10 protein-coding genes are annotated in these 11,931 nt (G+C 54.1%); all 10 read right to left on the reverse strand.

Translation table 11 applies throughout. The annotated features are described in order from the left end of the window. Nucleotides 1-207 precede the first annotated feature (207 nt). On the reverse strand, nucleotides 208-1,629 hold the full coding sequence (locus G7W63_RS04825; RefSeq protein WP_166253979.1) for a lipopolysaccharide biosynthesis protein: 1,422 nt from the start codon (nucleotides 1,627-1,629) through the stop codon (nucleotides 208-210). Then, nucleotides 1,626-2,705, reverse strand: coding sequence for a DegT/DnrJ/EryC1/StrS family aminotransferase (locus G7W63_RS04830; RefSeq protein WP_166253982.1), 1,080 nt, complete (start codon nucleotides 2,703-2,705; stop codon nucleotides 1,626-1,628). The genes G7W63_RS04825 and G7W63_RS04830 overlap by 4 nt, the downstream gene beginning before the upstream one ends. Before the next feature lie 36 nt (nucleotides 2,706-2,741). Continuing rightward, on the reverse strand, nucleotides 2,742-3,317 hold the full coding sequence (wbpD, locus tag G7W63_RS04835) for a UDP-2-acetamido-3-amino-2,3-dideoxy-D-glucuronate N-acetyltransferase (RefSeq protein ID WP_166253985.1): 576 nt from the start codon (nucleotides 3,315-3,317) through the stop codon (nucleotides 2,742-2,744). A gap of 60 nt (nucleotides 3,318-3,377) precedes the next feature. Then, nucleotides 3,378-4,325, reverse strand: coding sequence for a Gfo/Idh/MocA family protein (locus G7W63_RS04840; protein ID WP_278185414.1), 948 nt, complete (start codon nucleotides 4,323-4,325; stop codon nucleotides 3,378-3,380). A gap of 25 nt (nucleotides 4,326-4,350) precedes the next feature. Next, nucleotides 4,351-5,109 carry a Wzz/FepE/Etk N-terminal domain-containing protein gene (locus G7W63_RS04845; protein WP_166253988.1) on the reverse strand — a complete coding sequence of 253 codons (759 nt, stop codon included), beginning with the start codon at nucleotides 5,107-5,109 and terminating at the stop codon, nucleotides 4,351-4,353. Between the two features lie 167 nt (nucleotides 5,110-5,276). Further along, a complete protein-coding gene (locus G7W63_RS04850; RefSeq protein WP_166253991.1) occupies nucleotides 5,277-6,236 on the reverse strand; it encodes a Wzz/FepE/Etk N-terminal domain-containing protein in 960 nt (319 codons plus the stop codon). Nucleotide 6,237: 1 nt separating this feature from the next. Then, a complete protein-coding gene (locus G7W63_RS04855) occupies nucleotides 6,238-8,850 on the reverse strand; it encodes an SLBB domain-containing protein (RefSeq protein ID WP_423202277.1) in 2,613 nt (870 codons plus the stop codon). Between the two features lie 67 nt (nucleotides 8,851-8,917). Then, nucleotides 8,918-10,417 (reverse strand): capsule assembly Wzi family protein, encoded by a 1,500-nt coding sequence (locus tag G7W63_RS04860; protein ID WP_166253996.1) that lies wholly within the window; start codon nucleotides 10,415-10,417, stop codon nucleotides 8,918-8,920. A gap of 238 nt (nucleotides 10,418-10,655) precedes the next feature. Continuing rightward, nucleotides 10,656-11,138, reverse strand: coding sequence for a transcription/translation regulatory transformer protein RfaH (gene rfaH, locus G7W63_RS04865; protein ID WP_166253999.1), 483 nt, complete (start codon nucleotides 11,136-11,138; stop codon nucleotides 10,656-10,658). Next, nucleotides 11,138-11,902, reverse strand: coding sequence for a 3'(2'),5'-bisphosphate nucleotidase CysQ (gene cysQ / locus G7W63_RS04870; protein WP_166254002.1), 765 nt, complete (start codon nucleotides 11,900-11,902; stop codon nucleotides 11,138-11,140). The genes rfaH and cysQ overlap by 1 nt, the downstream gene beginning before the upstream one ends. Nucleotides 11,903-11,931: the final 29 nt, after the last annotated feature.

Here is an 11,931-nt window from a genome sequence, read left to right on the forward strand (position 1 = left end):
GAAACAAAGACCAAAATAGAAAATCTAACAATGTAAGACCCTTTTTGAGGCTCCTCCAGCACCGCTTCCAATAGTAGGCGTGAAGTAAAGTAATACTAAAAAAATTTACGTTTATTTCAGATTTTTTTACTTATTATTTCCGCGACTCTGTTCCTTAGCTGCCTTCAAAAGAACGCCTACGGTGGTTTTTAATACACACAATTAGGTCTACCTGTAAATTAGCCTAAACCTAGGTACGTAGAAGAGCAATAAAAAAATAAATAAACAAAAGTACATCCATACATCGCTATTGGTATGATAGAAATATAAAGAAGGGGTTATCGAAATTAGAACTAAAGTTACTTCCTTAATAAACAGAAATGTACACCAGCGAAACCGCGCCCGAGCGATAACTAGCACGCTAAAAATATAGAAAAGGTAGGAAATGGCGCTTATTGTTGAAAATATTATTAATGTCCCAACGAATTCAAAATAATGGTAGCCTACCCACACCGAAACCACTCTAAAAGAAAACATGGCCACTTGAAATATAAGTCCCATTTTTTCTTTTTCGGCTACAAAATACACAGCACTCAATGGTGACCCAATAAACTGAAACACTAGCCAAGGCGTCATCCAACGGGCGACTTCACCCGATAAGCGCCAACTTTCGCCGAAAACAAAAGAAAATAAATCGGGCGCTACTATCATGAAAACTGCTGCGACTGGCATCGACAGCTTTAAAAGACTTAAAAATCCTCGTTCTACCAATGCTGGAAGCTTTGACTTGCGCTGGGCCTCTGCTAGATTGGAAAAATAAACTTGGCCTATAGCACCACCGAGTACCGTCATGGGCAACTTTAAGATACGACTTGCCAAAGCATAAAGTCCAGCTGAACTTGCGCTAAAGAGCGCAGCAAATAGTAGAGGAGGAAGCTGAGTACCTGCCGTATTAAACAGGCCAGATCCAGTTGAATATAAAGGGAATTGTTTATATCGTTTTGCAGCCGCCAAGCATCCTTGCAAACTGCAAGTTTTGAATTCTTGGTATGTGAATGCATTACGTGCCAAACGAAAACTACCGACCCCTTGTCCACTGGCCTGCCCGACTATTAGTGCCATGCCGCCCAATTTGAAACCAAGGATTTGTATCGCGAGGGTTGTCAGCGTTTGACTAACACGTGTTCGAGCTATGTCCCCGAAAGCTTTAGTCCGCACTCCCCAGTAGTTAAATACTTTGTATATTCCAGAAAAGAATACTCCAACCGGCAGCAACCAAAAGTACATTGCAAGAGTGGGGCTATCCAACGCATAGGCAATTTGTTTACCTGCTAACCATACCATCAAACCTGAAACGGAAGTCATCATCAGCACAATAAGCAAACTAAGGACAACCAAGTTTGCTGCTTCGGTGTGGTTCTCCGGTAAAGGTATAGCTAGCTCATAACGTAAGCTGGCAACCACCGTGAAGAGTGCTAGCAAGCCTCCGTAAACCGCTAACAAACCAAAATCTTCCGGGGTATAGAGACGAGTTAGTAGCGGAGATGCAAGGATCATCAAAGCTTGCGCACCGGCCGTGCCTCCTACCAGTACGCTGACGCCGCGGACAAAAGCGCTTTTTGGAACTAGGCTTTTTAGTCTTTCTTTCACGCTTTCAAAAACGCCGCTACCGCCTTCTGATCCTCAACTCGCAAATACGGGTGCATCGGTAAACTCATTACCTTCTCTGCCATTTCGTCTCCCACAGGAAGGTTCGCGGCTACATCGGCCACCGCGGGCTGTTTGTTCAACGGTATAGGGTAATGTACGGCGGTAGGGACACCAGCGGCATTCATTTGAGCCTGGACCTTCTCTCGGTTGTCCACCCGGACGGTGTATTGTGCCCAGGCAGAAACGTTATTTTCTTCCAAGAACGGGGTTGTGAAAATTCCAGCTTCATTAAGCAGTTGATTATAGTTTTCGGCTACTCGGTTTCGTAGCTGGATTTCTTCGTCCAGCAGTTCCAACTTCGGCAGCAAAATGGCTGCTTGTAGGGTGTCCAGACGACTATTAACGCCCACCCGTATATGGTGATAACGTCGGTCCTGACCATGGCGAGCAATCTGGCGGAGAATGTTGGCCAGCTCGTCATCGTTGGTAAAGATAGCGCCACCATCGCCATAACAGCCCAGAGGCTTGCTGGGGAAGAAGCTCGTGCAGCCGATGGTGCTCAGATTGCAGGACTTTTTGCCCTTATAGCTGGCGCCAAAACTCTGCGCCCCATCTTCAATAACAGGGAGGCCGTGCTTCGCTGCAATCGCGTTAATCGTATCGAAATCTGCAGGCTGGCCATAAAGCGAGACGGGGATGATCGCCTTGGTGCGGGGAGTAATGGCGGCCTCCAACTTCTGGGGGTCGAGATTGTACGTTTTGGCTTCAATATCAACGTAGACTGGTCGAGCTCCCAGCACGGCCGGGGTCTCAGCAGTCGCAATGTAGCTGAAGCCGGGGACGATCACTTCGTCACCTGGACCTATGCCAACGGCCATTTGGGCAATTTGCAGCGCATCGGTACCATTTCCAACGGTAATGCAGTGCTTGGCCCCGCAGTACGCAGCCAGTTTTTCTTCCAGTTCCGCAACTTCGGGCCCAAGAATGTAAATTCCATGAGCGAGCACTTTTTGAATGTTGGCATCAATCTTATCTTTAATTCTGGCCTGCTGCGCGGCCAGGTCTACAAATTGCATACGTAACTACCTGCGTAATAATTTAAGGAAAATGATTTAGGCCTTTGAAAGCTGGCCATTATTGAGAATATATTTAGAATTTGTGTGAGCACAGGATGCCTCGCCATTACCTTCAACAGGTAAGTTCAACTGCTCACCAAACTCACTCATCCAGCCGATCTGTCGGGCAGGTACGCCTACCATTAGTGCATAGGCTGGCACGTCTTTGTTCACAACGGCACCAGCACCTATAAAGGCAAACTCCCCAATAGTGACTCCACAAACAAGCGTACAGTTGGCACCAAGAGTGGCGCCACGCTTTACCAGCGTATCCCGATACTCATCTTTTCGTTCAATTAGAGAGCGGGGGTTGTATACGTTAGTAAAAACCATACTGGGTCCACAGAACACACCTTCTTCCAGATGGACATTGTCATATACAGAGACGTTATTTTGGATCTTGCAGTTATCACCTATGGTAACTTTGTTGCCTACAAACACGTTTTGGCCTAAAGACACACCTTTACCGATTCGCGCTCCACTGCAGACGTGTACGAAGTGCCAGACACGCGAGCCATCTCCTATCTGAGCTCCCTCGTCAACAATTGCGCTCGGGTGAACAGTGACAGCCATAAAATAAGTCCTCGTACCCAACGAAAGAAGAGAGAAAAGTACAGCTAAGCGATTAGCCGGCTATTGATTCAGGAAAGGGTGGTAGTTTCCTTTTGGCCCTACCGGAATGGCATTTCTGATGTTAGTGACCGTTTGTATGGCAACGCGGTTGTCATCAAGCCCAAACCCGCGCCCTGCCAATATTTCCTCGTAGCTGCGCGTATGGAGATCAGCAAAGCCGCCGGAAAACTCGATTTCTTCACCATCAACTGTAATTGAACGATACGTGCGTTGGCCTTGGGCCTTGGCGCTCTCTGGGACATACTTGTAATCTACGGAGAGGAACCAACGAACTCGCGCCTTCTCGTACTCCAGGTAACCAGCGGCTGACGTGTCTTCGCTATGATGGACTACGTTCTCCTGAAGATCGCCAAAAATGAAATGCAGCATGTCATAGAAGTGCACCCCTATGTTGGTCGCAATACCGCCCGACTTTTTCTCATCCCCTTTCCAGGATTGCATGTACCAGTGCCCGCGTGAGGTTATGTAGGTCAGGTCTACTTCGTGTTTGGTACCTTTGTTTTCCGCCTGAACCTTATCCCGAAGCGCGATAATTGATGGGTGAACGCGGAGTTGAAGAATTGTATTTACCTTACGGCCCGTGTCGTTCTCTATTTCCTTGAGACCATCAATATTCCACGGATTAAGCACCAGAGGCTTTTCACATATTGCATCGGCGCCCGAGCGTAGCGCAAAACGCATATGGGAATCATGTAGATAGTTCGGAGAACAAATAGACACGTAGTCAATCGCTTCTCCGGCCCTGGCCCGGTGCAGTTTGTCGATGTGCCGGTCGAAGCGCTCAAACTCTGTAAAAAAGTCTGCATCAGGAAAATGACTGTCGATGATTCCTACTGAATCGTTTGGATCCAGAGCCGCCACCAGGTCGTTCCCGGTATCCTTTATGGCTTTCATGTGCCTTGGTGCGATGTACCCGGCAGCCCCGATTAACGCAAATTTTTTACTCACTTAGTCATTTCCTCTACTTTGTTGATTAACTCTCAGTTTTTAAAGCAGTTCTAACCGAACCACCAAACTGGACAAGAAACACACTTAAAACTCCCATAATCCCGGCGATAAAGAGAGTAACCACCATGATTTTTACCCTGGCCGGACCTGTCTTATCAGCGCTTTGACGACTCACAACCAGTACTTCCGCCGGCTTGAGCGCCTCAAGATCACTTTCAAGGCGTACCTTGCGCTCGAAAGCCTCCGCAATTGCGGCGCCGGTGTCTTCACCACCCTGAAGAGTCTCAATGGCCCGCTCCACTGAGTTAATGCGACTCTGAAGGCTCTGTTTTTCCCGTTCAAGCAGTGCGTTCTGGCGTGCCTTGATGCTGTCAATCAGGTTTGAGTGAACCAATTCAACTTCCCTTTTGCTGTCTGAAGCCGCCTCCGATGTGAACCGTATAAGCCCGGTATTATCCGGATTAGAAAACGAAACTGAGAAGGGCAGCTTTCCGTCAGTCTCTGCCCGAAAAATCGTTTCCTGTTCAGGCAGCCAGCGATTTTCCAGAGTTGCAATAGTGGTCGCAGGTTCTTCTATATATTTCCCCGAGCCTTTCTCCGCTACCTGAATAAGGCTCGTATACTGATAGGTCTCTGTTGCCAGCAATGCGTAGGCCAGCCCCCCAAGCGTAAAAATCACGAACACCGCATAGAAAATCCGCCGTCTTCTTATAAAAGTAGCGGCGATATCCACCAGGCTAATCTCATCGTCATACTGTGGTCGCTGTTCGGGAGTACTTCTCATCTGTTCACTTCCGCACTGTGGTCAAATTAGGAGTTCAGGCACGCTACCGCCCCACCGGCCATGTCTGGTGCATCAGGCACCGGTGGCCAAGTGCTGGCAAGCGGCCCGATCGATCGGTATTTCGCAAGAGAAGCGCGGATTCTACGGGAACCGAAGCGGTTTTTCAGTTACTCGTTGTTAGGAGTCGCGCCATTTTTTAGAAATGCCCGTACAAACACGATGAAGACCGCCGCCATGCCGCCGAGCATAATCCCCAGTATGACGATCAAGGCCCGTTTTGGTTCACTTTTTTCCTGGGGCGCGATCGCGGGGTCTATGGTCTCGAACACATACTCACTCTGGGCATTGGCGAGCATCACGGTGCGGGTTTCACTCTCGATCAGTTGAAAGAACACCTGCTGCATACCCGCTATGTTGGTTTCTTTCACCTTGCCCTGTAGAAACGCGATCCGGGCTTCGGCCTTGCCAACCTCGGAGGCTCGCATGTGGTTGTTGATATCAACGACCAGTAAGGTGGCCCAGTCACTGGCGACAGCAGGCGAGACATGCCTGATCGTCAGCGTGACAATGCCGGTATCATTTGCACTGCTCACATTCATGAGGTCCCGGAAGGCCTTGACCATATCCCAGTCTGTAGGCGCAAGGGTTTTGCCGGCTTCGTCCGTTTTCCATAGTGAGCCTTCAGCATCGTACATTTTGCGGTTGTACTCTGGCTCACCCGTAGCTGATTGCCAGCCTGTCACGGCCATAAGGGGCACTGCCAGCTGGTGGCGTGCGATAAAATCACTCAAAAAGGCATTGGATTTCAAGGTTTCCAGTGCAATTACGGTTCTGTTTGATTCGCCGCCCCCAAGGTTGACTCCGGCAAGGCTTGCCAACCCCCCGAACTGACCCGCCAGACGGCCCAGGTTTCCGCCGCTGTCCTCAGCCTGCGGGGCGAGCACTACCTTGGCGGTATAGATATCGGGTTGGAGCAGAGCATAGGCCGCACTGGCAACGCCGAACAGCAGGGTAATTACCAGGATGAGCCATTTTTCGCGCCAGAGCGTCAGAAACAACTCCCGCAGGTCGATTTCGTCGTCGCGGTAGTCCAGGGGCTGAGTGATCAGCGGTTGATATTTGGTCATGTTAGAGGTTTCCCACGGCGGCTGCGCCCAGCGCCATCTGGTACACAATCTGGCTGACGTTGGTCCACAGTTCCAACTGGTTGAGGCGGTCTACATTGATCGGAACAATGATCGTGTCCCCGACGGCCAGCTGCTGGTTGCGGCCCCCGAACCAACGGCTTTTCTCGGGCAGCACCACGGAGCCATCGGCTTTTATAACGTAGACCCTGTCTTCGTCTGCCTGGCGAGTTGGCCCGCCGCTGCGGTCCAGGTAATCGTCGACGGTCAGCCCGGCAGTGTGGAGGTGACTGGTGGGGAACTGGACTTCACCGAATACGCTGACCGCCTGGGGTATCTGGGGCACACTCAGGCGGTCACCGTCCTGCAGGCGAATGGGCTGGTAGTCGGTGTCTGCCAGAACGGCTTCAAGATTGATGACCATGCGGCCGAGCGGGCGGGCATTCTGGACCTCTTCAAGCAGTTCCTGTAGCTGATCCAGCTTATTGGTGCCCTGGCTGACCGTGCGCCCTTCCAGGGTAAGACCCAGCAGGTCACCCTGCAGGCGCTCCTCCGCTTCGATCAGCCGACGTGCCTCAAGCTCACGCAACTTTTCCCGGGTAAATACCGCGCCTCTTGGGAAGGCGTTGGCGGTAAGACCCCCTGCCCTTGCCAGCACCTCGGCAAGGGTTTCTCCCTCGCGGAAGGTATAGGCACCCGCATAGCGTACTTCGCCCTCCAGAACCACGGTGCGGTTCAGGGCGAACTGGGGAATGGGCTTGATCAGCAGGCGGTCGCGACTGTGAAGCTGAATGTCGCCGGCTCCTGCCAGAACCTCCTGCAGGTCGAGCCGCAGGATCTGGGTCTGAGCGATACCGCTTTCGTCTATCACCGACCGGGCCAGCTCAGCCGTGAGCATGGACGCTGAGTCTTTCAGGCCACCCGCCAGTCTGATGGCGTCTGCAACGGAGCCACTGGCCGGTATTGGGTAGTCGCCCGGGTAATTCACAGGCCCTGAGATGCTCATTATCTGCTGGGGCCTGGCCGGGCTTGCCTGGGTTTGCATCTGCCGCAAGACCGGAGCCAGCAATACCGCCCTGCTGGCGTCTTTTGCCTGCTGCGCCTGTTCCTTTTTCTTCTGGCGACGTTCTGTTAACTCCACTGCCTCGGCTTCGCCCCCCTCCAAGCGCCTTTTAGTGAGCTCCTCTTCCTGCCGTTGCTCTTCACGTAGCGCTTCCTGTTCCTGCTGATCGGTTCTCTCGCCAACGTGGGAAAACACCAGCAGCTGGTCTTTTTCCTGCAATTGCATATCAGCTTCGCTGAGGCGGTTGCGTACGGCCTGGCGCAGATCAAGGCTGATCACAGAGATCTGGTCAGTTTCAGGATGGGTGCGGACGATGGCCGCGTGCTGCCGGTCCGCCTGGGCCGTCAGATCACTCTCGAGGGTGGTGATGAGCGAACTCACCCGCATGCCTGGCACCCAGGCAAACCGCCCGGGCCGCGCAACGGCGCCCAGGATTTCCACATACTGGCCGGTAATGTCAGAGATCGCGGCTACCTCGGCGTGATCCCCGGGCTTGATCTGTTTGCTTCGGCCCTCGTTCGTGGTCAAGTCCGCTTCGGTCAGAATCCGCAGAAACTGCTCGTTCGTCCGTTCGATTCGTACGTTCTGGGGGTAGGCTTGGGGGGTCAAGCCGCCGGCCATCTGTATCAGGTCGTCAACCTTGGTCGGCCCTTTCAACTCGTACAGTGCGGGCCGGTAGACCTCTCCTGCCACCCCTGCCCGTGGGCCCACGGGAGGAATGAAAATCACATCCCCCGGCTGCAGGCGGTTATCTTTTGAGGTGTCCCCCGCCAGCAGCAGGGCGTACAGATCCATCTCGCCGACCAGCTGGCCGTTGCGCTTGTGCTGCACTTTACGAAGAGAACCGCTGTGCTTGATACCACCGGAGACGAATAGGGCATTGGAAATCGTCGAAAGCGAACTCACCGTGTAGGCCCCCGGGGTACGGGCCTCCCCCAGCACAAACACCCGCATGCTGCGCAGTGCGCCAAGGCTGACGCTGGCCTGCACGCCCATATACTGCTCTGTCACCACTTTCCGGATCTGTCTGCTGGCTTCCTCAAAGCTTAAGCCGGCCACGGCCCTGGGGCCGGCCTGGGGAATATTAACGGTGCCGTCCCGGGAGACCTGCAATTCAAACCGCTGGTTTTCCTTACCCCAAAGCTGGACCCGCAATACATCCCCGGGGCCCAGCACGTAGTCCACAGGCACCGGTATCTCAGTGACCGGCGCAAAGGTCGATGGGCTGTCAGCGAAAAGGTCATAGCCAAAGGGTTCCAGGCCTCCGTTCTTTTCCCTGTCCTGCTGCCTTTCCTGTTCAAACTGGCGCTTTCGCTGCTGAGCCTCTTCACTGTCTTGCCGGGATTGGGGCTTGCCTTCAGGCTCAACAGGCTGGATGGCCTGGGCTGTATCCGTTCGCTCGCTTTCGTTCACCTGGCTGAGATCCACCCCGTATTGTCGGGCAAGTGCTTCCTGTTGGGCCCTCGGCAGGGATTTAAACTGCTCAATCTGAGCCTGAGTAATCGCCTGGGCAGCAACACTGAACGGCCCTAAAGCGAGAACAACCAACAGCATGGACTTGAAGATTTTCACGGTAGTTCAGAATCCGTATTCAGGATGAAGTTCAAACAATCGCACTGGCTTAAAACCGGTAACGCCACTCGGCACCCAGGGCCCACTGAGCCTTTACGCCGCCAATAAGCCGGGTTTTCTCACTGGCAACGCTGGCATTCAGATCCAACCAGCCAGCGAGTAGCCGGCTGCCGTAGTTCATGGAAAGATAAGCGACATCCTGGTTATCGGCAGGCACGCTGTAAAAAATACTTTCGTCGGTGACCGCTGTGCGAGTGGCTCCGTCCGTGTTCAGGCGGGCAAACGTGAGCGCTGCGCCGAGATTGCTGCCGTTATTGAAGAAATGGAAACCGCCCAGGGTCACGGCTTCGGCATCGCCGTCGAGGCTGGCAGCCAGGCTTCGGCCATAGTAGCGGTAGCCCCTTTGATAGATGGAGTGCTCGTACGTTATGTTCGGTAGCGGATCGCTGATCAGATCATCGGCAATGGTGTTGATGTATTCGGCAAACCATTGCTGGTCAGCGGCGAACCATTGGCTTGTTAGGTCGGCGCCAAACAACCAGGATTTACGAGCCGGGAAAGCGCCGGCTTCGTCTTCACCCATCATCTGGGCATACAGCCCCATAGTCTGCTCACCCAGCCCGAAGCCATAGCGGGCATCGATGCTGCCCAGCTGATTACCCGGATCGTTCGCCTGGCCTTCCTGACCGTTATCCCGCCCAATCAGTGCGTTCCAGAAGGTCGAACCGTTCTCCGGCCGGCCGTCGCCGCCCAACATAAGCGACCGGCTCAGCCCGACATCCAGGCCCGCGATAGGGCGAACGGTCAGGCGCATGCCGACCAGCTTTGCATCGGGCACCGCCCGCTCGCTTTCAAGCTGCCCCGCATAAACGGTTAACTGCCATGGGCCGATCCAGGACAGCCAGGGTGACTGAGGCTTAAAGGCATCCCTCCGGTTTAACCACACTGCCGGCACCGGTCGGGCATTATTGGAGAGGATAAGACTCGACTGCCACCCCGGGCCCCACCATCGGTCGATAGCGCCGGCTCCGAAAACCCAGTTCCCCGCCGTTGCCGCCAGGTAGGAGCCATCCAGCCGGAAAGATTCATCATCTTCAGGGTCAACGGTCGCCGTTGGGCTGAGGCCCAGTGCCCAGGCATTACCCAGCCATTGCAGATTCAGCTCAGCGACGCCTTCTTCTCTGGGGCCAGCTTTGAACCCTCGCAAAAAACCTGGCTCGCTGGTTGCCCCGACACCAAGCTCTGCCTGAAAGCCAGGCGCAGCCTGAATCGACTGCTCAAACTTCAGGTAGGCCAGGCCATCTCCTACGGAGCTTGCATCCGCATCGGCGGTATAACGGTTCAGCCCGCTCTCGATGCTGGCCCACATGATTGGCCAGGTGGTCACTGAACGATTGACATGCCCCCGGTCCGCCAGCTTCTGGATCCCATGACGAGCCCGCGCATCGCCTGGCTCTAACCAAGGTGCGGCATAGGCAAATGATGCCTGGAGAGAGATCACCAAACACGCTACCGCCCCACCGACCCGGGCCCAGTACATTGAGGACATCAACTGCTTTCCTTGAACGGTAAGAACGTTCGCCCTGGGTTGGTGGGAATGACCGCCGGATACAGGCACCGGCGTCTTTCAGGTAAGGATAGCTGCTCAGGCGACAGTCGCCGGGTTCGCCGGACCTTGCTCTGACTAACAGAAGCTCTACCTGAGCAGCTTTTCGGCGAGTCTACGGGATGTCATAAGTTAATAAAATCGTAACGTTCTGCTATTTTGTATCTCAATGTAAACAAAATCAGGGCAGGCGAAACGACCCAGACCCAATTTTAACCGTATGTTTTCTATTTAAAAATTCGATCAGGACAATTGCCCGCTCGTCACCCTGGTACTTCTCGAACACGGCACTCAAGCCCTTGAAGGGCCCCTCCTGAATCTCTACCGTCTGGCCGGGGCGGATACCGCCCTGCTCGCTGACGGCATCCAGGCTTTCCTTTATCTGGCTGATTACCTCGTCGTCGATAGCAGCGGGCCTGTTGGCGAACCCCACCACGCGCAACACCCCACGGGTAGAGCGGAGCTTGCCCCACAGTGGGTTGGAGGCGTCGATCCTGATAAAAAGGTAGCCTGGGAACAGCGGCTCAGTTTTCCTGATGCGCTTTCCGCCCTGAACCTTTTCCACCTGGATTTTGGGGTAGAAACACGTAGCCTGCTGATTCTGCAGGTTCTCTAGGGCCCGATTGCCCTGCCCTGGTTTGTGCTGGATGGCGTACCAGGGCATCAGTACCACTTACCGGAGGCAATAAAGTTCGGGTTGAAGACATTTTCCTTGCCATATACCAGCGGCCCGCCCTCCATGGTCTGCACTTTGCCGCCCGCCGCGCTTAGAACGGCATGGCCGGCGCCCGTGTCCCACTCACAGGTGGGGCCTATTCTGGGATAAATATCGGCCTTCCCCTCGGCGATGCGGCAGAACTTGAGTGAGCTGCCCGCTTGTACCAGCTCGTGTGGCCCCAGGGCCTCGATGAAGTCACGGGTTTCCTGATTCAGGTGATTTTTGCTGGCGACTACCCGCTTACTGGCTGGAGGCACTACCACGCTGATGCGATGCTCCCGGCCTTCGCTGTCTCGCTTGTACGCCCCCTCGCCTGCTATACCCCAGAAAACCTCACCAAGAGCCGGCGCCGTCACCACCCCGAGTGTGGGCACGCCATGCTCGATCAACGCGATGTTCACTGTGAACTCCCCGGTACGCCTGGTGAAGTCCTTGGTGCCGTCGATGGGATCCACCAGCCAGAACCGATGCCAGTGGCGGCGCTCGCTCCAGGGTGCGTCCACGGATTCTTCAGACAGAATGGGGATGTCGTGGCCAAGTTGTTGCAGGCCCTCTGTGATCACGTTGTCGGCCGCAATGTCTGCCGCCGTCAGAGGCGAGTTATCCTCCTTGAATTCGACCTTGAAGTCCGTGCGGTAGATTTTGAGTACTTTCTGCGATGCCGCATCAGCGATGGTCAGCACATCGGGAAGAAGGGAGGCGTAGTGCATAGGGGTCCTTTAGCGTCAATCAACCGGGC

The organism is Marinobacter salicampi (assembly GCF_011074795.1).
GTDB lineage: Bacteria > Pseudomonadota > Gammaproteobacteria > Pseudomonadales > Oleiphilaceae > Marinobacter > Marinobacter salicampi.